This window comes from Streptomyces sp. HUAS ZL42 (genome assembly GCF_040782645.1).
GTDB lineage: Bacteria > Actinomycetota > Actinomycetes > Streptomycetales > Streptomycetaceae > Streptomyces.
The window spans coordinates 755,782-778,142 of the sequence record NZ_CP160403.1; the positions used below are offsets into that span (position 1 = coordinate 755,782).

Sequence of the window (22,361 nt, forward strand, 5' to 3'; positions counted from 1 at the left end):
CGGGCGCCCGGGCGGGTGGTGTCAGCGCAGTGACTGCACGGCGTAGAGGACGTCGAGGAGAGTAGCCGCCGAGACACTCCACCGAGGCCGAGGTACCAGTCGGAGCGATGTCGCCGGAGTCCGTAGGGGACAGCGGTGCGAAGGCTGCGGCGCCGACCAAGGAGGGGGCGAAGGTCGATGCAAGGGCAGCTGGGGATACCTGAGCGACAGTCATGCCCCGACCGGCCAGGATGGGACCGCGGAGAGGCGGAGGGTGCCGGTGCGGCAGGACGGAGCCGGAGGATCCGATCGAGGTCTGGACGCTGCTCGAAGACGACATGAAGCGCCTGCGGAACAAGTCCGGCGCGAACCGGCTGGGCTTCGCGGTGCTGTTGAAGTTCTCTTCGAGGTGGAGGCCCGGTTCCCAGACTCCGCCGGGGGTGCCGGCGGCCGCGGTGGCGTACGTGCTTGCAGGTGGTGGAGAACTGGAACAGCGCGAACAAGGACCTCTTCTACGGCAAGGACGGCGACCTGGCGGGTACGGACATGGAAGCCCGGGAAGTCTCCATGCTCGCCCAAAGTGGGCCGAGAGGCTCACCGACGCGGACCCGTACGGTCGTTTCGAGCTGGACATGAACAGCCGCCTCGACCCGGACATGACGGCCTGAGCAGCGGCGGTGCCCGGTCCGCGCGCCCCAGGTGACGACCGGGCCGGGCAGCGCGCGAAGGAACGCACGGCTGGTGGCACTGGTCAGGGGCGCCGTGATGTCTCCGGCGCCTGTCAGTGCTCGCTGGTGGCGATGTAGGTGCCGTGCCAGGTGTGGTCCCATACGACGCCGGTGGAGGCGTTGACCGAGAGCATGCCGTTGATCTTCCCGCCGCGCAGGGTGTGCAGGGTGTAGTAGCCGGGGAACGCCTCGGCCTCGCCAGCGGTCAGGTTGCCGCCCCGGTCGCGCAGCCACTTCTGGGCGCGGTCCTGGGCCTGGTCGGGAGAGATGCGGGTCTGGGTCTGGCCGCCGCCGTGCATGCCGTAGTCGGTGTTCCACATCATTGCCGGGCCGTACTCGATCCCGGTGTCACCATCGGTCGGGTCGACGAGGACCTCGGTGGCCGGCTTCCCGCTGTGGGTCTCCAGTTCGGCGTAGAAGTTCTTCGAGAACTGCATGACCTCACCGACACGTAGGTCAAGCCGGTCGGCGAAGGCATCGGCCCGCTGCCGGGCCTGGTCCAGGGTCGTCACCGGGGTGCCGTCGCCGCGCTGCCAGTAGTGCCCGCCCATCATGCCCTGCCCCCACGAGCAGTCATCGCGGTCCATCATTCCCGGCCCCATGCCGGGCCCCCACGAGTCCCAGTCGTCCCAGTCGTCGCCAGATGTGCCCGACCTCCAGCAGTCGCTGCCCGAGGGGCTGGGTTGGGCGGCGGCAGGGCGGAGCGAGGCGCCGCCGGAGGTGCTGTCGCCTGCCGCGCATCCGACGGCCAGCGTGCCGGCCAGCGCGAGGGCCGCCAGCGCGGCGGCGGTCCGCCTGCTCGTGTGGGGCATGATCATCACCCTTCCGGGCCGTTCCGGCGGCCGCCCGACCCGGCGGCCGCGGATCTCTCCCCTCCAGCCTCTCTCGGGGCGCTGGGACCGCCCAGGGCCGTCCGGACCCGGCCGGTGCACCGATCGGCGTGCATGAGACGACCCAGTCAGATGACATCGTCTGAGATGTGGCGGTGGCCCTGTTTCGCTCGCTGGGCCACCCGGCCCGCCTGGCGATGCCGCGCCGCCTGGCCGAGGGCGAGGCCCGGGTGACCGACCTGGTGAACTGCGTGGGGCTGGCGCGGTCCACGGTCTCGGCGCACCTGTCCTGCCTGCGCGACTGCCGCCTGATCACTTCCCGGCCGCAGGGCAGGGCCACCGTGCACACGCTGGCGCAGCCCGAGCTGCTGGACCTGATGGCCGCCGCCGAGCAGGTGCTCGCGGCCACCGGCGAGGCCGTCGACCTGTGCCCCACCCACGGGACCACCGCCGCCGAGGAGTCCGTCCGATGAGCACCACCCCTGCCACCGTCCCCGACGTCACCGGGCCGGCCGCGCACCGCGCCGTGCGGTACGCGAAGTTCACCATCGGCAACCACGTCCTCGAGGCGATCACCGCCATCTCGGCCGGCGCCGTGGCCGGGGCGGTCTCACTGATCGGGTTCGGCATCGACTCCGGCATCGAGGTCGTCGCTGCGGTGGTGGTCCTGATACGGCTGCTGGCCGCGATCAGGAGCGGCGAGCCGGATGAGGCCAAGTGTCGAAGGTCGTATGTCACCCAGCTCTCCGTGCGTCACCGGAGTCGCGCGCATGCCCGAGACGTGAGGCGCCGCCTGCAGGCCCGCGTCCGGACGCGCCCATCGCTCCGGTCGATGAGCCCGTCCGGACGGCGGGCGAGAGAACGTCAGGCCTGATAGGCCACGTTCGCCATCATCCCGGCCTCGCCGTGGTAGGCGTTGTGACAGTGCAGCATCCACTGTCCCGGGTTGTCGGCGTCGAAGAAGACGGACAGCTTTTTCTTCGGCAGCACGATCGCGGTGTCCTTGCGCGGGCCGGAGGCGCCGAGCTGGAACGTGTGGCCGTGCAGGTGCATCGGGTGCCACATGTCGCTGTCGTTGACGAAGTCGAGCCGCACCCGCCGGCCTTCCTGGATGGTGATCGGGTTCGCCTCGGGATTCTTCATGTCGAACGGTGTGCCGTTGATGGCCCAGTTGTACGTCATCATGCCGCCGGTCAGTCTGATCCGGTGCGTGACATCGGTCTTCGCCGACTTGAGACGCACGTCGTCGGCTGCGCGCAGCTGGGAGGACGTCATGATCATCCCTTCGAGTTCCTTCGGACGGACGCTCGCAGACGGCCTGCTCCCCGAACCCGTACGAACCAGCGCGAGACCGTTGGCGTTCTTGCCCTCGGCCAGGGCGACGAGCGGGAAGACGCCGTCACTGAGGGTGACGAGGACGTCGTAGCGCTCCCCCATGCCGACCAGCAGGGCGTCCACCTCCTGGTGCTGGACAGGGAACCCGTCGGTGTGGGTGATGGTCAGCTTGTGGCCGGCGAGGGCGACCCGGTACGCGGTGTCACCGCCCGCATTGATGATCCGCAGCCGCACTTTCTTGCCGGGCTTGCCGGAGTAGACGTCCGGGTCGGCGGCCACCCGGCCGTTGATCAGGTGGTGCGGGTACTTCACGTCGCCGGCGTCTCCGCCGAGGAGGTCGCTCTCGGCTCCCATGAGCATGAACTTCATCGACATGCCGCCCGATGAGGAAGCGGACGGGGAGTCGCCCATGTCCATCCCGTCCATGTCTCCCATGTCTCCCATGTCATGACCCTCCATGCCGCTGGAGGTGGTACTGCTGACGTCTCCCATGCTCATGCCGCCCATGCCGTGCTTGAGCTCGGCGAAGACCTCGTCGGGGGTGCCGGTGACCCCGTCGACCCAGTCGTCGAGGAGGACGACCCACTCGTCGTCGTAGTCGAGGCTCTCCTTGGGGTCCTCGACGATCAACGGGGCGTACAGCCCACGGTCGAGCTGGACGCCGACGTGCGGGTGGAAGAAATACGTGCCCGGGGCGTCGGCGACGAACCGGTAGGTGAAGGTCGAGCCGGCCCGGACGGCGGTCTGGGTGGCCGGCGGCACTCCGTCCATGTCATTGCGCAGCGCGATGCCGTGCCAGTGGATGGACGTGGGCGTCTTGTTCGGGAGCTGGTTCGACAGCTCGGCGACCAGGGTGTCGCCCACCGACAGCCGGACCTCCTTTGCAGGAGTTCGGCCCTCGAAGGCCCAGGTCTTCGGCATGACGCCACCACCCAGGTCGATCATCGCGGGTGCCGCGGTCAGGGTGAGTTTCTGCTGGCGTCCGGTGGCCTTGCGCTTCTTGTCGACAGCGGCGACCGCCGAGCCGGATGGGTTGACCAAGGTGGTGCCGCTGCCGGAGCCACTGCTGCACGCGGCCAGCGCGCCGGCTCCCGCGACTCCGAGCCCGGCGAGCAGGACGGAGCGACGGTTGATGCTGTTCATTTGCGTTGTGTCCTCTGTTCTCGAAACTGCCGATGTGGTCGCGGAGGGGACGGCACATCGCGCGCCGTCCGGCGCGGCCTATATGCGCAGTTGCGAGAGGACTGAGAGGTCGGGTGGAGCTCGGCCGACGGCAGTGTCGGGGACACGCCCCGCCGCGGCCTCCCGAAGGGAGATCAGCGGGGAGCATTTGCCCTCGTCGGGAACGGCGAGTTGCACGGAGGCGACACCCGCCGTGGTGCAGTGCTGCATGCCGGACGCGGAGCAGCCACCGGCGTCGGCGCTGCTCGGGGAGGAAGGTGCCCAGGTCGGCGAGTCCCCCTCGTCCGGCATGACGTGGCCGGCGTGGGAGGCACTCGGCATGGACGAGCCGGCCATGTGGGCGGCGTGGGAGCCGCCTGGCATGGAGGAGCCGGCCACTTCGGACATGGAGGAGGTGGTTATGCCGGCCGAGGCGCCCATCGAGGCTGTGTCGTGATGGACGAGAACGGCCAGCGCGGCGCAGAGGGCGATCAGCACCCCGTACGTCCAGCGGACGGTCATGCCGCCGCCACGAGCTGTCCGTATCGCCATGGGCTCACCTAATCACATGCCTTTGCCGAGGTCCGGCCACTATACCCCCGACGGGTATCGGAGGCGAGCGGACGGCAGCAACGCCGCTGACCGGCCGCCCCGGCCCGAGTCGCTTGGACTCGTCGGACCGCGACTGGAGTTCGTCCAGGCTGGAACCGATGAGCGGCGGGCGGTGTACACAGAACGTGAAGCCGGCCGTGACGTGCGATTTCGATGGCAAGCCGCAAGGGACCCGCCCGTGCCACACGGCTGTCGGACAGGGGAGGAGGCTCAGCAGATGAGCGAGATTCTCAGCGGCGGCCCGGAGCGGCCACCGTGGAAACCGCCGCGCTGGTTGATCGTGACGGTGGTGGCTTCGGTGATGATCGCAGCGCTCGTAGTGAGCTTCATCGCCGTGAGCGGGGAAGACACCCAGCAGTCGGCAGGGCCCCGGAGGTCGCCGTCTCCCTCAACGGCCGGTATCCCCTTCGCGGACGGTCCAGACGCCTCCGTGAGGCAAGACGAGACGCCCGGCCTGGTGATCAAGGGAGTCGCCCTGAACCAGGGTTCGCTGAACCGGCACGACCGGACTGCGAATGCCGGACCCTGGACGGTGACAGTACGGCGGGCGGACGGCTCGCTGGCGCGCAACGGCGCAGTGGTGACGTTCCCTGTGGCAAGGCCTCGGGACGGCCGTCCGATCCGGATCGGCGGCGTAGCGGGCTGGGACCGTGACGGGGAAATCGTCTGGCCTCTTGCGGGCTCGTACGCGCGGGTCCGAGGCGACCTGCCGCAGTCTCAACTGGCGGCCATTGCCGTCGCGACCACCGCCGCCTCCGGGCGTCCCGTGGTCAAGCCACCGTCCGGACTCTCGGTGGTGTCCACGGGCACCTCACGCCCGCACGTCCTGCGCGAGGCGCGCTACGGCTCGGACGATGTCGGTGAGGCCGAGGAGCTTTCGTACGGCCTCATCTTCACGGGTGTGGCTCGCTGCGGCGGCATCGAGGAGTTGCTGTATGCCAGGCAGGCGCAGACCTCAGGCACCGTACACGGCAAGCCCGCGGTCGTGACGACCGCGCTCGGCGGCAATGGTGCGCTGGCGTGGGAGCCCGCCCCTGGTGTGGTCGCCTACGTCGGTTACAGCGGCGCGTCCCTTGACCGGGGCGCGGTCACCGCGCTCCACCGGCTCGCCGAGCTGGGCCGACTGCTCAGCCCTCAACAGTGGCAGGACACAGGTCCACAGACCTTCGATCAGGTCAACAACTTCGATTGATGACTCTCGGACCGCGGGCGGCCCGGCCTCACTATTGCCCGCACCCCCGCTTCCAGAGAGCCCGGCCGCTGAACTCCCCAACGGAACAAGCCGTCTTCCGGAGCTCGCCCGGAAATCACCAGTGTTCCTGAACACCCTGCACCCTCGAAACGTACTAAGGGCACTAGCAGTCAATGCCCACGCGGCGCCCTGTGGCGCTCCGTACGACGCGGCGGCGTCGGCAGCGCCGACCGACCGTGTTCGGACGACCGGGAAGGTGAAAATGGGAACTCTGGCGCTCAGTTGGGCCATTGCGGCGGTCGCCGCCCTGGTTGCCGCCGTCAGCGGGGTCCGGATGGCGACCACCAGCGGTGAGGCCCGTTTCGCGGCGGGCGGCGACCTGCTGATGGGCCTGTGCATGGCAGCCATGGCACTGCCGGCGACGGTCGGCTGGTACGCGGGCTACGGCGTGTGGTGGGCGGTGGTATTCGGCATCCTCGGGCTCGGCGGCGTGGCCATGGCGGTGAAGCACACGCGCACGGGCGGGTGGAAGCACGGCCGCCACTGGGTGCACCTCATCGTCGGCAGCGCCGGCATGGTGATCATGACGCTGGCCATGACCAGTACAGCGAACGGACCGGTGCTCGCCCTGGGCGGCTCCTCCATGGCGCACATGCCGGGCATGGAGAACATGGCGAGCAGCTCGGGCTCGGACCAGATGGCCGGCATGGAGTCCATGCATGGGATGGGCTCTATGGAGGGGATGGGCTCCATGCATGGGATGGACATGTCGGGCATGACCCATGCCGCGGCCCACGCAGGTCCTTCGGGCGGATCCGGTTCGTTGTGGCGGTGGGTGATCGCCGCGCTCGCCGTGTACTTCCTGCTGTCCATCGGGGCCTCGGTATGGGCCAGGGTCCGGGGAACCAAGGGCAGCAGCCGAGATGTCGGCGCTCCGCGCAGCTTGGGGCGCTGGCTGCTCGCCATGCCGGACACCGTGCTCGTCTTCCTGGCGTCGTTGACGATCTCGGTGTGGGACAGGACCCGGATGGGGCACCGGTCGGGTCACGGCAGGCGCCGCAAGCTCGGAGCCGCGCCGGACGCCGCGCTGGCGGCTCACATAGGCATGGGTGGGACCATGTCCGCGATGCTGATCATGATGGCCGCGTGAACGCCTGGCATCACTGATCGGCGCGAGGAGGCATCGGTCACAGCGCAGCGGGTTGGGTGTTGTCGGCACGCCAGGACTCGGACGGGACGCGACACCGATCTGCGGACCTTCTTCGTACTCGGTGCCCGGGACGGAGAGATCGGTGCCCGGGACGGAGAGAATGGACGCAAGCGCTCCACGCGCCCGGGCGGACTCGGACTCCGTGATCCCAGCGCAGGCCCGCCCGCGGGCGCCCGTCCGAAGGGACCGGTCCGATGCCGCTGTCACACTTCCGCAGGCGCGCCATCCCGTTGGGGATCGGAGCAGCTTCCGTTCTACTGCTGGCGACCGCGTGTTCCGACGGGGACAAGGAGCCCGCCTCGACGCCTTCCAGCCCCACCGCCTCCACCTCGAGCCCCGCGTCCACCACAGCGGGCTCGAAGACCGTCACGATGGAGGACTTCGCGTTCAGCCCGGCGAATCCGGAAGTTCAGCCGGGCGAGAAGATCACCGTCGTCAACAAAGACTCAGTCGCGCACACCGTCACGGCAACGGAAGGCAATGCCTTCGACACGGGGAGTATCGCGGGCGGAAAGTCGGGGACGTTCACCGCCCCGTCCAAGGCCGGTCAGTACGCCTTCGTCTGCACCTTCCACCCGAACATGAAAGGCACTTTGATCGTCCGTTGAGCCGCCGGCGCCCTCGGGCCGCGCCCGCGTGAAGGCTGGCGCCCAGGACGCGATGACGCCTGGGAGATCCCCACTCGTGCACCCCACGGGTCGCCGGCCGGATCGCGACTTTGGCGCCGTTCGCGATCGAGTCCTCGATCTCGCGGGTTCCAGGCGTGGCGTCCCAGAACGGACGGAACGCCGGATGCAGCTCGCGAAGTTCCTACTAAGTAACCTAGCAAGCAGGGTGCCGGCAACAGATCGTGTGGGCAGCACCACAGCAGAGGAATACCCCCAGGGGGTATAGTGTTGTCGCTTGCCGGGAGAGGGTGTGCAACCACCCCCTTCCGGCGAGCGACCCACGCATCCACACCTGAGGAAGAAGCCATGACCACCGAGACGAACACCAGCACGAGCTCCTGCTGCGGCGGCTCCGGTTCCTGCGGCTCCGGCACCACGTCCGACGTCCGGATCGAGGGTGCTGGCGTCACCACCGTCTACAAGGTGTCCGGCATGACCTGCGGCCACTGCGAGGGCGCCGTCTCGCAGGAGATCTCCGCACTGGACGGCGTCACCGCGGTCACGGCGGTCGCCAAGACCGGCGAGGTGACCGTCACCTCCGCCGCCCCGCTCGACGACGAGGCCGTCCGCGGCGCCGTCGACGAGGCCGGCTACGAACTCGTCGGCCGCGCCTGACGGCTTCCTGGGCCTCATGGCCCCGGATACGCGCATTCCTCCCCGTGCCGGGACGCGCCGCTCCGCTGATACGGACGCCGCGTGTCCCGGCCTTCCCCTGGAGATACGCCCATGACCAGCACGGCTCCCACGACCGCAGTTCCCGATACAGGGCCTACCCCCGCCCATGAGGTCGAGCTCTCCATCGGCGGCATGACCTGCGCCTCCTGCGCCGCCCGCATCGAGAAGAAACTCAACCGCATGGTCGGGGTCACGGCCACCGTCAACTTCGCCACCGAGAAGGCGAAGGTCTCGTACGTGGACGGCATCGAGGTCGCCGATCTCATCGCCACCGTCGAGAAGACCGGTTACACCGCCGAGGAGCCGCCCCCGCCCGCGTCTGCCGCAGCCGACGAGGGCGAGATGCAGGCCGGTCCCGTCGCGGACGGTGAACTCCTGTCGCTGCGGCAGCGTCTGTACGTGTCGCTGGTACTGACTGTGCCCGTCGTGCTGATGGCGATGGTTTCGGCCCTGCAGTTCGACAACTGGCAGTGGCTGTCGCTGACCCTGGCCGCCCCGGTCGTCGTCTGGGGCGCCTACCCCTTCCACAAGGCCGCCTGGACGAACGCCCGGCACGGCGCGGCAACCATGGACACGCTGGTGTCCATCGGCACACTCGCCGCGTTCGGCTGGTCGTTGTGGGCGCTGTTCTGGGGCCACGCAGGCATGCCGGGCATGCGCCACGCCTTCGAGTTCACCATCTCCCGCACCGACGGCTCCTCCTCCATCTATCTGGAAGCCGCAGCCGGGGTGACCACGTTCATCCTCGCCGGGCGTTACCTGGAGGTGAAGTCCAAGCGCAAGGCAGGTGCGGCGCTGCGGGCGCTCATGGAGCTCGGCGCGAAGGACGTCTCGGTACTGCGAGGCGGCAAGGAAGTACGCATTCCGGTTTCACAGTTGGCGGTCGGTGACCGCTTCGTCGTACGCCCCGGTGAAAAGGTCGCCACCGACGGAACCGTCGTCGAGGGTGCATCGGCGGTGGACGCGTCCATGCTGACCGGCGAGTCGGTGCCGGTGGACGTGGCGGTCGGCGATGCCGTGACGGGAGCCACCGTCAACGCCGGGGGCCGCCTCGTCGTCGAGGCGACCCGGGTCGGCACGGACACCCAGCTCGCGCGGATGGCGAAACTGGTCGAGGACGCCCAGAACGGCAAGGCCGAGGTGCAACGGCTAGCCGACCGGATCTCCGGTGTGTTCGTGCCGGTGGTCATCTTCCTCGCGGTCGCCACGTTCGGGCTGTGGCTCGGCGCCACCGGCGACACCGTCGCCGCCTTCACCGCCGCCATCGCCGTCCTGATCATCGCCTGCCCATGCGCGCTGGGCCTGGCCACACCGACCGCGCTGATGGTCGGCACGGGCCGCGGGGCCCAGCTCGGCATCCTGATCAAGGGCCCCGAGGTCCTGGAATCCACCCGCCGCGTCGACACCGTCGTCCTCGACAAGACGGGCACCGTGACCACGGGCCGCATGCAGCTCCAGGACGTCTTCCCCGCACCGGGCGTCGAGAAGGACGAACTGCTGCGGCTTGCGGGCGCATTGGAGCACGCCTCGGAGCACCCGATCGCCCAGGCCATCGCGGCCGGCGCCGCGGAGCGGACCGGCGGCCTTCCGGTCCCGGAGAACTTCGAGAACGTCGCCGGCCTCGGCGTCCAGGGTGTCGTCGACGGACACGCCGTAGTCGTCGGCCGGGAAAAACTCCTCGAGGAATGGGTCATCGAACTGCCCCGGGAGCTGTCCGAGATCAAGGCCGCCGCGGAGGCCGAGGGACGTACGGCGGTCACGGTCGCCTGGGACGGCGAAGCGCGCGGCGTCCTCACCGTCGCCGACGCAGTCAAGGAGACCAGCGCCGAGGCGGTTGCCGAGCTGCGCCGACTGGGCCTGACGCCCGTTCTGCTGACCGGCGACAACCAACTCGTCGCCGAGTCGGTGGCCCGTTCCGTCGGCATCGACGAGGTGATCGCGGAGGTCCTGCCCGAGGACAAGGTGGACGTGGTCAAGCGGCTGCAGAGCGAAGGCCGTACGGTTGCGATGGTCGGTGATGGCGTCAATGACGCGGCGGCGCTGGCCACCGCCGATCTCGGCCTGGCGATGGGTACCGGAACGGACGCGGCGATCGAGGCCGGCGACCTGACCCTCGTACGCGGCGACCTGCGCGTGGCCGCCGACGCGATCCGCCTCTCCCGCAGGACCCTGGCCACCATCAAGGGCAACCTCTTCTGGGCGTTCGGCTACAACGTCGCCGCCCTGCCCTTGGCCGCCTTCGGCATGCTCAATCCGATGATCGCAGGCGCCGCGATGGCGTTCTCGTCGGTGTTCGTGGTGACCAACAGCCTGCGGCTGCGTAGCTTCAAGTAGATAGAGGGCAACCGTGTTGACCGAGGGCGCCCGGCCTTTTCGGCCGGGCGCCCTCGGCGTTGGTTCGCCCCCCGTCGACCCTCTCCTGACCCGAGCCGGGGTGCGGGCATGGACACGGCGGCCGTATAGGGAGAGGTGCCCTTCCAGCCCTGCCAGCCCTGCCAGCCCTGCCAAGTGCCGGTTTCACGCCGGCCGACAGGGGGCTTTGGCGCAGTCATCCGCGTGCGGCGGTCTGCAGGGGAGAAGGGCTGACTCCTGCGCCGTCCGGCCGAAGTCCGACGGATGCGCGCACGGGCAGGCGTTCTTGGAGGACGTGTCCAGCCTCCCCTGCCCGTGCGCGCGGCTGTGGGTTGCATCGGATCAGGGTTTTGGCCGCCCACGGTCTCGCGGCTCGGCATTCCAGTCGCGGCAAGCGGTGCTCCGTAGCCGCTGTGTTGCTGCACACCACATGACCGGCACCCCCAGCGGCGGCGCGGCAGCATGCCTGTAGTGGCAACACACCCCATCCCTTTCAGCGGCTGCGATACTAACTTGCTTAATTGATTCACGCATCCCAGCCGGCCAAGTCCCAGTCCCGGCCCGCCGGTTCGTGCGGCACTTGACTCCAACGTGGAGATCAGGTCGCTTTGGTCCATGCATCCAGGGTCGCGTCCGCGGTAGCCGCCCAATGGCCTGCGACGCCTCTGTGATCTTGGCTTGGGCCACTACCCCTCCGGCCACCATGGCCTCGCGTACGCAGTGATCGAGATGACTCTCAAGCCGTTCCATGGCCACCGCCTGGAGGGGCCTTCGTGGTCGCGGCGCGCGGCGGTTCAGCCTGGTCACGGCGACCCTCGGCCCACCAGGGGGTCGAAGGCCTCTGCTGCCCCGCGCCCACGACTTGCGTTCCTCTTCGGCGTCGGCGCAGCACTCTCACCAAGTCCCGGCAAAATACGATCTCGTTAAAGGCCTTTCGGTCAAAGAATCCACTAAGTACCTTCGCGATGCTGGTCAGTTGGTGACCGGCATCACCTCGTCACGGGCCGGTGACCCCGGCCACACGAGTGGAGGTCAGCATGCGCAAGGCCCACAGACAGACCGGCGTGGGCATGTTCGCGGCGATGCTCTTCGCCACGACCGCTCTCGCCGGTTCCGCACAAGCACATGACGGCGTCTCGGCGACCGACGGCGCCATCGACAACGCGGCAGCCACACACGGCCACGACCAACACGGCGGCAACGAAGGACACCTGCCGGCCACTCAGCACAACGTCCGCCTGATCAGCAAGCTCAAGTTGAGCAATGTTGTCGAGGGAAAGATCGCCGACGTCGGCGTCTACAAGGGCTACGCCTACCTCGCCTCCTGGGGTGGCGTCGGCTGCGACAACACCGGCGTGCACGTCGTCGACATCCGCAAGCCCAGCAAGCCGAAGGAGGCCGGCTTCATCCCGGCCCCGGCCGGCAGCGCCCCCGGCGAAGGCATCCAGACGGTGCATCTGTCCACGCCGTCCTTCAACGGCGACGTACTCGTCAGCAACAACGAGATCTGCGGCGACACCGGCGTCGGCGGCATGAACATCTACGACGTCACAGATCCCACGAAGCCCAAGACGCTCGCCGAGGGCGTCGGCGACTTCACCCTCGATGGCGAGCCGACAGAGATCGCGCGCCAGATCCACAGCGTGTTCGCATGGGACGCGGGCAACAAGGCGTACGCCGTGATAGTCGACAACGAAGAGGGCACCGACGTCGACATCATGGACATCACCGACCCGAGCAAGCCGCAACTCGTCGCCGAGTACGACCTCGACGAGATGTTCCCGCAGATCCTCCAGCCAGCCCCGGAAAACCTCACCGAGGTCTTCCTGCACGACATGGTCGTCAAGAACATCCGCGGCCGCCAGGTCATGGTGGCCTCCTACTGGGACGCGGGCTACGTCGCGCTCGACGTCACCGATCCGAAGAACATCAAGTACATCGGCGACACCGACTTCACCGACCCCGACCCCGAGGGCGCCCAGAGGGGCCGTACCGTGGCACCGGAAGGCAACGGCCACGAGGCCGAGTTCACCCTCGACAACCGCTACGTCATCGGCGCCGACGAGGACTTCGGACCCTATGCCCTGTCGGCCCGCAACCTCGACGACGGCACCGCCGTCACCGCCGGGCAGGGCATCCCCCTGGCGGCGGGCAAGTCCGTCACCGGCGGCTCGGTGTACGTCGGCCTGGCGTGCAACGGCGGGCCGGCCGTCCCTGCGGGTGACGCTGCGGCGGTGGACATCGCCGTCGTTGAACGCGGCACCTGCACCTTCACCGAGAAGGTCGCCAACGTCGAGGCGGCGGGCGGCTACGACGCCGTGCTCGTCTTCAACCGCACCGGCTCTGACGCCTGCGACGCGCAGAGCGGCATGAGCGTCGAGGGCACTCTGCCGACCTTCGGCGTCGCCCCGCGCAGCCAGGGCTTCGCCATCTTCGACCAGCCCTACAGCAATGAGGACTGCCTCGCCGGCACCGGTCCCGCCACCCTGCCGGTGGACATCGGCACGAAGGGCGACCGGCTCACCTTCTCGTCGTACTTCGACGGCTGGGGCTACGCGCACCTCTACCGCAACAAGTCCGGGAAGATGACCGAGCTGGACACCTACGCCATCCCCGAGGGTCAGGACCCCGCTTACGCCTCCGGCTTCGGCGACCTGACGGTCCACGAGGTGGCCACCTCAGGTGTCCGGCCCGACCTCGCGTACTTCGCCTACTACGCGGGCGGATTCCGGGTCACGAAGATCAAGAACGACAAGCTGGTGGAGGTCGGCCGCTTCATCGACGAGGGAGGCAACAACTTCTGGGGTGTCCAGACCTTCACCTGCTTCGGCAAGGAGTACGTCGCAGCCTCTGACCGGGACTTCGGGCTCTACATCTTCGAGTACACCGGTCGGTGAGTTGAACTGAGGGCGGCGGGGTCCCACGGCAACGGAAAACAACCGGACCCCGCCATGCCAGACGCGCTGCGCTTCAGCAGCCAGGTCCGCTATACGTGCGCTGGTACCCGGTCACGATGATCTTCCCTGCCTTCGACGTGGAAATGCTGTCACGTATCCCTGGACGAAGGTCGTCTCGGCCGTCGGTACCAGCGGTGACTTGACCGCCCGCGCCGGGTACGTCCGCGACCGGGCCCCTGGGCGGTGCTTCCGCCGGGGAACTCTCCGCCCTCGTACGTCCCTTGATCCGCCGGGCCGAGCGTTCCCGGACGCTGCGGTGGCTGACCGCCGGGCTGGGGCCGCCGGCCTCTGAGCACGCGCATCACCTCGGCGTCAGCGGCCCGCCCGGCTCTGGTCTCTGATGGTGTTGCGCACTTTCCGTGAGGCGCCCAAGGAGCTGGTCGCCACAGGAACGATGGGCTGTTGCGGGAGTGTTGTTCAAGGCCTGGGGTGGTGCCGGCTCACTTGTGGGTGCCGGCTGCCGTGCAGGGCAGCAGCCCGCCGGTCGCAGCACTCCTCACCACCGTCCCAAAGATCGGGGCCCTCACCGCGCGCGAGCTTCCGCTCCTCGCCGCGAGCCTCGTCATCTGCCTACTCGGGCTCCTCGGCACGCCACCCACCTCGGTCTTCCTGGGCAAACTCGAGGCGTTCAGTGCGGCCTTCGACGGGGGATACGCCTGGCTCGCCGTCGGGGCGGCCGTCAACACCGTGGCATCCCTTTTCCACTACCTGCGCTCGATTACGCCGGCGGTCTCCCGAGGCCCCTGCCAATTGCTGAGGGAGACCGGGTGACCGGTCTGGCAGGAGGACGAGTTCTCGACGCGCTGACCGGACCGATCAGCCGCTGAGTCGGGGCGGGCCGCTTCGAAGCGACCGTGGCACTGCCCCGAACCAAACGGAACTGTGAATTCCTAGGCCGTGCCCATGACAAACTCGCGGTAACTCCCTTACGCTGCATCCGGTTTGATCTCACGAACCGACTGGAGCCCCACCGGCATGCCCTGTCGCATGTCGTCCAGCCTGAACGGTCAGTCACCACCGAAACCACCCGCACGGTATTCGTGACCTTGGCTGGGCTGTCGACGAAGGGGCTCATCCGGGGTCGCGTGTGGCTTTCATCCCCAACCACTGAGGAGACCCCTCGTGCGTATGAAGCTGCTCGCCGCCGTCACCGCAGCGGCCGCCGCCACCCTGACGTTCAGCACCACCGCCCAGGCCAACCACTCGTGGGGCGGCTATCACTGGGCCCGGACCGCCAACCCGTTCACCCTCAAGCTCGGCGACAACGTCTCCTCCACCTGGGACAGTTACCTGAGCATGGCATCCAGCGACTGGTCGAAGTCCAGCGTCCTGGACACCACCGTGGTGGCGGGCCAGTCCTCCGCACGCCGCTGTGCAGCGACCAGCGGCCGGGTCGAGGTCTGCAACAACACCTACGGCAACAACGGCTGGCTCGGCATCGCGTCGATATCCGTGACCGGCGGTACCCACATCACCGCAGGAACGGTCAAGCTCAACGACACGTACTTCAACACGGCGACGTACAACACTCCGTCGTGGAGAGCCCTGGTGACCTGCCAGGAGGTCGGGCACACCTTCGGCCTCGACCACCAGGACGAGAACTTCGACAACGCCAACCTGGGCACGTGCATGGACTACACGAGCAACCCCGACGGCCCGCCCAGCAACCTCCACCCCAACCAGCACGACTACGACGAGCTGGCGACCATCTACGCCCACCTCGACTCCACGAGCACCGTCGACCAGTCCGCGGCCGTGCCACAGGTCGGGAACGACAAGGCGAGCTGGGGCCGGCGCGCAGCGCACTCCGCACACGGCGACACCTATGTCCGCGACTTCGGTGGCGGAAAATCGGTGATCACGTTCGTGGTCTGGGCGAGCTGACGGCAGGACCGGCGTGAACGGGGCGGCCGGTGCGATCCGGCCGCCCTCTGCTCGTCCAGCGGAGCGATGCCGGTCAGGTGTCCGGCTTCACCGCAAGGAAGCCGGCCGTCTGACCGGCCCGTGCCAGGCTCGCGCCGCTCCCGTGGTCCTCGGCGCGCAACACGATCCCTGCGAGAGTCGTCCGCTGGCCGATCCCCGTTTCCCAGTGCCGGAGGACCACACGGACATCCTGCACATCGTGGAAGTCACGGCGATCTTCAACTACAACGTGCGCCTGGCCACCGCCACCGGGCTGTTCCCCAACGCCGGATACCACGACTTCGGCTCGGAGCGCAGCGACGGAAGGCTGAGACATGGCACTCGGCCGGTGAGACCCAGTCCGGGGAGTGCCGCGGGACGGCATCTCCGAGGCGCTGGCACGGCGGTACCCAACGGCCGGTCGGTAGCCAACCGCGGCGCACCAGGTCGGGCGGGTTGCCGAGCCACACGGCCAGAGTTGGGCGCCGGGAAGGGGTACGAGGACCGCGCGGCGTCGCGAGGGTGCGCCCCGACTGGAGGCCACCGCCGTGGCGCGGCGGCTCCGAGAGTGTGTACGCCGAGTCGGCGCCCAGCACCGTGGCAGCGGTGTCCCGCTGCCACGCCTACGCCAGGCCGCGCGCATCGGGCACAACCGTGATGCGCTCCCTGCACGGGCCCGACCCGTCTGCGGTGCGGGGCACGGTCATCCCTCCTTCCGCGTTCGTTTCCCACGTTGCGTCCCTGATGGGCGCCACGGGGTGCGACGCCACCCTGGAGGGCGGGGTCGGCCGGCGAGCAGGGCCAGGATCCGCGCCGCCTGGACAGTGCAGGCGGCCAGCACCAGGGCGCTGATCAGGACGAGCAGCCCCGTGCCGGGTCCTGGGGCGGCGCGCAGGCCCTCGTACAGGGCCCCCGTCGCGCAGACGGCCGTGGTGGAAAGAGCCCAGAACCAGCGTTGCGCGCGCCGTGGGGCGGCGTTGCTCATCAGTGGCCCTTGGGGTTGGCGACCCAGACCTCGATGGTGATCGCGACGAGCGCCAACAGCAGCACGGCGGCCGCGCCGAGGGCGAGCTTGCGCTCGCGCCACCTGCGTCTCGGGCTGCGGTCCAGGAACGGCACGAGGAAGATCAGTCCGAAGACGCCCGCGATGACCCATGCGATGGAGGCGACCCCGAACCATTCCTCCATCGGGAAGAACCACCAGAACATCCACAGCGGGCGGGTGATCTCGATCCCGTCGACGGGGGTCGGGCCGATGACGGGCGGCACCAGCACGCCGAGCATCGACAGCACCCCGAGCAGGACGAGCCCGAATGCGGCCACGCGCCCGAGGTGGACGGTGAACGGCTCGGCCGACTCGACGGCGGGCACCTGGATCTCGGGATGCGAAGAGATCCTGTGCCGTTTGATCAGCAGGGCGTGCCACACGAACAGCAGCAGAATCAGGCCGGGGACGATCACCACGTGGGCGTTGAACAGACGCAGCAGGATGGACACCCGGTCGGTCAGCTCGTCCGTGAACCAGATGCCGGCCCCGCCGAGCAGTTCGGCCACGTCCAGGTTGTGGATCAGGGCCTCGTAGCCCTCCTGGTCCCACTTCAGGACCGTGCCGGTGAACACGGCCAGGAACGTCAGCAGGAACATCGCCGCACCGACGACCCAGTTGCCCTCGCGCGGCTTCTTGTACGAGGCGTGGAAGAACACCCGCAGCAGGTGGAGCAGGGCCAGGACGAACATCGCCTGCGCGGCCCAGAAGTGCAGGCTACGGGCGAAGTTTCCCAGCCACACATCGGTCACCAGGTCACGTACCGACTGGTTCGCGTCCTCCGGGATCGGCGCGTAGAACTGTGTGATGTAGATCCCGGTGACCAGGAGGATCACGAACGCCACCACTGTGATGCCGCCCAGGCTCCACGCCAGGTTGTTCGCGTGCTCGGGCACCGGATACGTCAGCGCCTTGATGCCCATGCGTTCGTCGATCGCGTCGACGGCGCGATGGAACCACCCGCGATCGCTCCCTCCCGCCCTCGCCGGGGGCGCGGGAGTCGGTGAGGTCGAGTCGGCGGTCATCGTTTCCTGCCCTCTCCGTCATCTTCCGCGGCGGCGCGGCGCTCGAGTTCCCGGATGCTGTGGCGGGGGCGCAGTCGCACCGACAGCCACAGCCCGACCGCCACCGCAACAAGGGCAAGCGCGAACAGGGCGGCGTCCCCCGAATCGGCGATGCCACGTGCGGGCCGGAACTCGTCCAGCACCACGCTCGTCCCGGTGTCGGTACCCGTGACGAACTTCCCGGCTTTCGGCGCGGACGGCAGCTTGCCGTCCAGCGAACGCAGCAGAAGCCGTCGGGCCTCCTGGAAGGATGCCTCTTCAGGACCCGGACGCTCGACGACGTCGAGAGCCTGGTCGGCAAGCTTCAGATCGACGCCCTCCTTGTGCGGCGCCTCCATGGCGTCGTGAATGCGCTCGGCCACCTGCTCCCGGTCCGCGTCGTTGGCGATCAGCGCGATGGCCTGCTCGACCAGCACCGCCGACTCATCGCTCTCCCCCTCATGTGCCTCGGCCACGCTCGGAAGGAACAGCAGGGCGAGGGTCGCGACCGGCAGGACTCCAGGAGTCCGAGCTGCGGCGCGTACCAGCACCGGGGTGCCGGGTGACTCCTTGCGCATGGCGATCGCCTTCCAGGCCACTGAGGACATTGCGCCGCTTTGACCAGCACGTGCCGAGTATGCGGCGGCCCATGAAGGTCCACTGTCGCTGACCCGCTGGCCCGCAGGTTCATTCACTCCCATGGAGGGGGCCATGTGCCGCGCCCCTCCCCCACCTGCCTGCCTGCCAGACGTCTTGTCCACCGGCAGCTCTCGAGGGTGATGACCGACTCGTCGACCTCACTCCCAGAGGCAGCGTGATCACGCTGCGCCCAGGGGTTCGCGCTGGGCTGTGCCGAGGATGTGCGTGGCGGCGGGCGAGGGCAGTCGGGTGTCGGGGAAGGAGAACCTCTCCATCTCGGTGAGGCGGAAGCCGGCTTCGGCGATCGCGGCCTGGGTGTCGCGGCCGACGTGGCAGCCGCCCATCAGCAGGGGCCAGACAGTCGCGTCCAGGACCCGCTGTACGCGCCGCATCGCGGGCGAGTCGGCGCGTACGTGTTCGAAGAAGCGGAGTTGTCCGCCCGGCCGCAGCACCCGGTGGAGTTCGGCGAGCGCGGCGTGCGGGTCGGCGACCGAGCACAGTGTCAGGCAGACCACGGCCGCGTCGAACGAGGCGTTCTCTGCGGGCAGTTGCTCGGCGCGTCCGTCCACCAGCTGAACGGGAACCGCAACGGAGCGGGCGGTGTGGACGGCCAGCTCACGCAGGTGGGGCTCGGGTTCGATCGCAAGGAGCCGGGTCACCGTGCCGGGGTAGTGCGGGAAGTTCAGCCCGTTGCCCGCGCCGATCTCGATGACCTCGCCGGACAGGCCCGCCAGCAGGCGCCTGCGGTGTTCCGTGACGCCCGCCTTCGCCAGAGCCGGCGCGGCGACCTTGCTGTAGAAGCGGGCGAAGAGCGGCCGCGAAGGGATGGACGGCCTCATCTGCTGGGGCATCGCTTGTCACCAACTCTTCTCTACGGGGCTCACAGTGTCGTGGGACATGGCCCAGGATCGGCGGGGCTCGCCGCCCGGGTGTCAGCCCACAGTGAGAGTGCCTTTCATGTTCGGGTGGATGGTGCAGATGTAGGAGTAGCTGCCCGGTGCGGACGGCGCCGTGAAGGTGGCGGTTGCGTTGCCTGCGATGTTGCCGGTGTCGAACGTCTTGTCCCCGGTGGCGGTCACGGTGTGCGCGGCGGAGTCGCGGTTGACGACGGTGATCTTCGTTGCGGGGTGTACGCGAAGGTTCGCCGGGGTGAAGGCGAAGTTCTCGATCACGATGCGCGCCGGGGCGGGGCCGGCGCTGGTCGCGATGGGTGGGGCACTGGTGGTGCCCGGACCGTTGCCGCCGCCGTTCGAGCAGCCGGCCAGGGCGAGCAGGGTGCAGGCTCCCGCCAGGGCCGCAGCGGTGCGACCCCGGTGCGGTGGGGTGAATGTCATGCGGGGCGAGCCTTTCGGGCGGGGACCGCGCGGTCAGCCTTGGTTGGTACTCGGCGGTTGCCTTCAGGCTCGCTCTCGATGACGGTGCGTGGGTGGGTCGTACCGCCGTCTGCTTCGCCTGCTCACCCATGGGGGTGTGGGGTCGTGTGTCCGGCAGTAGGGGTTACCTGGGCGTGGTGGCGGTGCGGCGGAAGAGGGCGGCTGCGGCGATGGTGAGTCCGGTCAGCCAGGCGAGGGCGATGAGCAGGGGGCCGGTTTCGTCGAAGGTGGGGGTGAGGGCCGCGTCGATCAGGACGCGGGTGGCGCCGTAGCCGGGCAGGGCGTGTGCCCAGCCGGGTGGGTCGGGGCGGAGCATGGGGCTTTGTTCGATGCCCAGGTCGATGAAGGGCACCAGGAAGGCTACGAGTACTCCGCCGACGCGGCCGAACAGCGGGCCGAGCAGGACGCCGATGAGGCCGTAGGTGAGGGCGATCAGGACGTTCGCAACGATGTAGAGGCCCCATTGGCGGGCGTCGAAGACGGTGGCGGTCACGGCGAGGGAGGCGGCGGTGGCCAGCAGCGCGGCGAGGACCACGACGGTCAGGCGGGAGGCGAGCAGGGCGGCGGGGCGGAATCCGGCGAGGGAAAGTCGCTGGTCACCTGAGCGGGCATCCAGGACGGTGAACAGCCCGGCGAGCGTGGCCAGGGATGCGATGGCGATCGGCGCCATGGTGCCGCCGTGAATGTCGGGCAGCCAGGCCTGCTGAAGGAGAGTGCGGCCGCCCTCACGTACGGTCAGCGACGTTGGCTCCTCGGGGGTGGTGGCCACGGTGAGGAGGATGAAGAGGACGGGCACCGCGATGAGCAGCGTCCACAGCACCCGGTTGCGGCCGGCCTCCCGCAGCCCCGCCCGCACGCCCGCGGCCAGTTGGGCCGTGGTCGAGCCGGGCCGGGCGTGGTGGCGTGGGCGGGCGACACGGCTGGTCATGCTGATCACCATCCAGCTGACCGCGGCCGCTGCGGCGGCCCAGACCAGGGCCCAGCCCAGGTCGCCGATGCGGCCGCCGTGGCCGGAGGGCAGGTCCACCATCCACAGCGTCACGAAGTGCGTCGGCAGCACCCGTGTCATCGCCCGGTCGGCCGCGCCCATCACGGGGCCGAAGAAGACGTCCAGGATCCATACGAACAGCACCAGCACGGTGCCGTTGACCGGGCTGGTCACCGTCGCGCCGATCAGCGCCCCGATGGCCAGGTAGATCAGCGCGTACATCAGAGTTCCGGCCAGCACCCGTCCTGGAGCGTCACCGAGTCCGGCCCGTAGCTGCAGAGCCATCAGGGCAGCAGCCGTGGCCGCCAAGGTCAGGACGAGGCCGGTGGCCATCCGCGCGGCCACCAGGCGATGGGTGGCCAGCCCGGCAAGGACCAGGCGGCGGTCGGCGGCGCGGGCGGCACGCAGCTGGAAGTACATGGCGATCGCGGCGATGAACCCCGCCGCCCACCCGGCCGTGGCGGCTTGGACCGCGGGCCCGCCGGTGCCGCCGAGCAGCTCGGCGGCATCCGCGAGCGGGCGCGCGGCCACCACCACGAACACCACTGGCACCAGGATCAGCACCAGCAGGTTCACCGGGGTCCGAGCGGCCTCGATGAGGAACCGGCGGGTGCACGGCAGGGCTGTCATCGGGGCACCGCCCGACCGTCCCGCAGTTCCACGATGCGGTCGAAACGCTCCTGATCGGTGACGAAGTGACTGATGATCAGAACCGAGCGTCCCGCCTGACGGCGTTCGCTGACCAGGTCCCAGAACTTGAGGTAGGTGTCGAAGTCGAAGCCCGCGTACGGCTCGTCCAGCAACAGCACCTCCGGGTCCGCGAGCAGCGCCAGGCCCAGGTTCAGCTTGGACAGCGTCCCGCCGGAGAGTTGGTCCGCGCGGGTGCTCGCGTAGCGTTCGAAGCCGAGGGCCGCGTAGATCTCCCGGCGCGAGCGCAGTTCCGCCTCGTCGGTCATGGCGTAGGCGCGGCCGAACAACTCGAAGTGTTCGTCGCAGGTGAGGCGTTCGTAGACGACCGGTTCCTGCGGGCAGTAGCCCAGCCGTCCGGAGCGGGTCACCGTACCGGCGTCGGCGGCCAGCGCCCCGACCAGGATCTTCATCAGGGTGCTCTTGCCCGAGCCGTTCTCGCCGACGATGCCGACCACTTCGCCGGCTGCCAAGGTGAGGTCGACGCCGCGCAGCACCGACGTCCGGTGCCGGGCCGGCCATATGCCGCGCCGGTAGGTCTTCTCGATCCCGGCCGCCTCCAGCACCGTACGGAAGACGGTTGCCCGTGCGGGTTCGGATACGGCGTCGTGCGCCGTGTCTGCCTGCCAAGGTCCGCTGGTCCGCGTTCCCCGCAGCTCCTCGCCACTCACGACCGGCTCCCTGGCTCGGACGCCGTTCGCGTGCGGGACGGCAGGTCGCGCAGGGTGTCCCCGACGGCGTAGACCAGCGAAGCTGCGATGGTGGTCGCGCCCCACACTGCCCAGGCCGCGGCAGAGGCGTCGTCGGCCAGGAGAGCGGGAAGGGGGACAAGGCCTGCGGCCAGAAGGATCAGGGCGGTGCGGTGCTGGGAACGGACCAGTGCAGCGGGGTTGCGATGGTGGCTCCGGGTGAGATGGACCGCGCACGCGGAGGTGGCCAGGTCCCCGAGGATGAGCAGCGTCCAAGTGACGGCGTCCATACTCCA

Annotated in this window: 21 protein-coding genes and 3 pseudogenes; 12 read left to right on the plus strand and 12 right to left on the minus strand. The window is 69.1% G+C overall.

Features of this window, described 5'->3' with window-relative positions:
• Positions 1-100 precede the first annotated feature (100 nt).
• Positions 101-244: pseudogene (locus ABZO29_RS03595) on the minus strand (sulfite exporter TauE/SafE family protein); the annotation flags it as partial.
• A gap of 203 nt (positions 245-447) precedes the next feature.
• Here ABZO29_RS03595 and ABZO29_RS03600 point away from each other — a divergent pair.
• A complete protein-coding gene (locus ABZO29_RS03600) occupies positions 448-615 on the plus strand; it encodes a hypothetical protein (protein WP_367318648.1) in 168 nt (55 codons plus the stop codon).
• A 145-nt stretch (positions 616-760) separates the two neighbouring features.
• On the opposite strand, the gene ABZO29_RS03605 is transcribed toward ABZO29_RS03600, so the two are convergent.
• Positions 761-1,519: a hypothetical protein gene (locus ABZO29_RS03605; RefSeq protein WP_367318649.1), complete on the minus strand. Its 759-nt coding sequence runs from the start codon at positions 1,517-1,519 to the stop codon at positions 761-763.
• 173 nt (positions 1,520-1,692) lie between these two features.
• Between ABZO29_RS03605 and ABZO29_RS03610 the strand changes: the two genes are divergently transcribed.
• Together ABZO29_RS03610 and ABZO29_RS03615 are read left to right on the plus strand one after the other, a co-directional pair.
• Positions 1,693-2,010: an ArsR/SmtB family transcription factor gene (locus tag ABZO29_RS03610; RefSeq protein ID WP_367318650.1), complete on the plus strand. Its 318-nt coding sequence runs from the start codon at positions 1,693-1,695 to the stop codon at positions 2,008-2,010.
• Complete coding sequence (locus ABZO29_RS03615; RefSeq protein WP_367318651.1) at positions 2,007-2,411, plus strand: hypothetical protein; 405 nt, start codon at positions 2,007-2,009, stop codon at positions 2,409-2,411. The genes ABZO29_RS03610 and ABZO29_RS03615 overlap by 4 nt, the downstream gene beginning before the upstream one ends.
• Here ABZO29_RS03615 and ABZO29_RS03620 read toward each other — a convergent pair.
• Together ABZO29_RS03620 and ABZO29_RS03625 are read right to left on the minus strand one after the other, a co-directional pair.
• Positions 2,402-4,015: a multicopper oxidase family protein gene (locus ABZO29_RS03620; RefSeq protein WP_367318652.1), complete on the minus strand. Its 1,614-nt coding sequence runs from the start codon at positions 4,013-4,015 to the stop codon at positions 2,402-2,404. The genes ABZO29_RS03615 and ABZO29_RS03620 overlap by 10 nt on opposite strands.
• Positions 4,016-4,093: 78 nt before the next feature.
• Complete coding sequence (locus ABZO29_RS03625) at positions 4,094-4,585, minus strand: hypothetical protein (RefSeq protein ID WP_367318653.1); 492 nt, start codon at positions 4,583-4,585, stop codon at positions 4,094-4,096.
• Between the two features lie 277 nt (positions 4,586-4,862).
• Between ABZO29_RS03625 and ABZO29_RS03630 the strand changes: the two genes are divergently transcribed.
• From ABZO29_RS03630 to ABZO29_RS03670, 9 genes and pseudogenes are all read left to right on the plus strand, one after another.
• The gene (locus ABZO29_RS03630) at positions 4,863-5,837 is read left to right on the plus strand and encodes a hypothetical protein (protein WP_367318654.1); all 975 of its coding nucleotides are present in this window, start codon (positions 4,863-4,865) and stop codon (positions 5,835-5,837) included.
• A gap of 262 nt (positions 5,838-6,099) precedes the next feature.
• On the plus strand, positions 6,100-6,987 hold the full coding sequence (locus ABZO29_RS03635) for a DUF5134 domain-containing protein (RefSeq protein WP_367318655.1): 888 nt from the start codon (positions 6,100-6,102) through the stop codon (positions 6,985-6,987).
• A 254-nt stretch (positions 6,988-7,241) separates the two neighbouring features.
• On the plus strand, positions 7,242-7,655 hold the full coding sequence (locus tag ABZO29_RS03640; RefSeq protein WP_367318656.1) for a cupredoxin family copper-binding protein: 414 nt from the start codon (positions 7,242-7,244) through the stop codon (positions 7,653-7,655).
• A 366-nt stretch (positions 7,656-8,021) separates the two neighbouring features.
• A complete protein-coding gene (locus tag ABZO29_RS03645) occupies positions 8,022-8,330 on the plus strand; it encodes a heavy-metal-associated domain-containing protein (RefSeq protein WP_367318657.1) in 309 nt (102 codons plus the stop codon).
• Between the two features lie 111 nt (positions 8,331-8,441).
• Positions 8,442-10,724 (plus strand): heavy metal translocating P-type ATPase, encoded by a 2,283-nt coding sequence (locus ABZO29_RS03650; RefSeq protein ID WP_367318658.1) that lies wholly within the window; start codon positions 8,442-8,444, stop codon positions 10,722-10,724.
• Between the two features lie 1,055 nt (positions 10,725-11,779).
• Positions 11,780-13,639, plus strand: a complete 1,860-nt coding sequence (locus ABZO29_RS03655; RefSeq protein ID WP_367318659.1) for a PA domain-containing protein — start codon at positions 11,780-11,782, stop codon at positions 13,637-13,639.
• A gap of 92 nt (positions 13,640-13,731) precedes the next feature.
• Positions 13,732-13,829 (plus strand): annotated as a pseudogene (gene ndhC / locus ABZO29_RS03660) (NADH-quinone oxidoreductase subunit A); the annotation flags it as partial.
• A gap of 290 nt (positions 13,830-14,119) precedes the next feature.
• Positions 14,120-14,526: pseudogene (locus tag ABZO29_RS03665) on the plus strand (proton-conducting transporter membrane subunit); the annotation flags it as partial.
• 295 nt (positions 14,527-14,821) lie between these two features.
• Entirely contained in the window at positions 14,822-15,583 is a 762-nt protein-coding gene (locus ABZO29_RS03670; protein ID WP_367318660.1) for a hypothetical protein, read from the plus strand.
• 721 nt (positions 15,584-16,304) lie between these two features.
• Here the strand turns inward: ABZO29_RS03670 and ABZO29_RS03675 are convergent.
• The 8 genes from ABZO29_RS03675 to ABZO29_RS03710 all read right to left on the minus strand — a co-directional run bounded on the left by ABZO29_RS03675 (position 16,305) and on the right by ABZO29_RS03710 (position 22,355).
• Entirely contained in the window at positions 16,305-16,586 is a 282-nt protein-coding gene (locus ABZO29_RS03675) for a hypothetical protein (protein ID WP_367318661.1), read from the minus strand.
• On the minus strand, positions 16,586-17,671 hold the full coding sequence (locus tag ABZO29_RS03680) for a cytochrome b N-terminal domain-containing protein (protein ID WP_367318662.1): 1,086 nt from the start codon (positions 17,669-17,671) through the stop codon (positions 16,586-16,588). The genes ABZO29_RS03675 and ABZO29_RS03680 overlap by 1 nt, the downstream gene beginning before the upstream one ends.
• Positions 17,668-18,297 (minus strand): hypothetical protein, encoded by a 630-nt coding sequence (locus ABZO29_RS03685; RefSeq protein WP_367318663.1) that lies wholly within the window; start codon positions 18,295-18,297, stop codon positions 17,668-17,670. Before ABZO29_RS03685 ends, ABZO29_RS03680 begins: the two co-directional genes overlap by 4 nt.
• A 210-nt stretch (positions 18,298-18,507) precedes the next feature.
• The gene (locus tag ABZO29_RS03690) at positions 18,508-19,179 is read right to left on the minus strand and encodes a class I SAM-dependent methyltransferase (protein ID WP_367318664.1); all 672 of its coding nucleotides are present in this window, start codon (positions 19,177-19,179) and stop codon (positions 18,508-18,510) included.
• A gap of 81 nt (positions 19,180-19,260) precedes the next feature.
• Positions 19,261-19,662 carry a cupredoxin domain-containing protein gene (locus ABZO29_RS03695; protein ID WP_367318665.1) on the minus strand — a complete coding sequence of 134 codons (402 nt, stop codon included), beginning with the start codon at positions 19,660-19,662 and terminating at the stop codon, positions 19,261-19,263.
• Positions 19,663-19,825: 163 nt separating this feature from the next.
• Positions 19,826-21,319 (minus strand): ABC transporter permease, encoded by a 1,494-nt coding sequence (locus ABZO29_RS03700; protein WP_367318666.1) that lies wholly within the window; start codon positions 21,317-21,319, stop codon positions 19,826-19,828.
• Positions 21,316-22,047: an ATP-binding cassette domain-containing protein gene (locus ABZO29_RS03705; protein WP_367318667.1), complete on the minus strand. Its 732-nt coding sequence runs from the start codon at positions 22,045-22,047 to the stop codon at positions 21,316-21,318. Before ABZO29_RS03705 ends, ABZO29_RS03700 begins: the two co-directional genes overlap by 4 nt.
• Positions 22,044-22,355, minus strand: a complete 312-nt coding sequence (locus tag ABZO29_RS03710; RefSeq protein WP_367318668.1) for a hypothetical protein — start codon at positions 22,353-22,355, stop codon at positions 22,044-22,046. The genes ABZO29_RS03705 and ABZO29_RS03710 overlap by 4 nt, the downstream gene beginning before the upstream one ends.
• Positions 22,356-22,361: the final 6 nt, after the last annotated feature.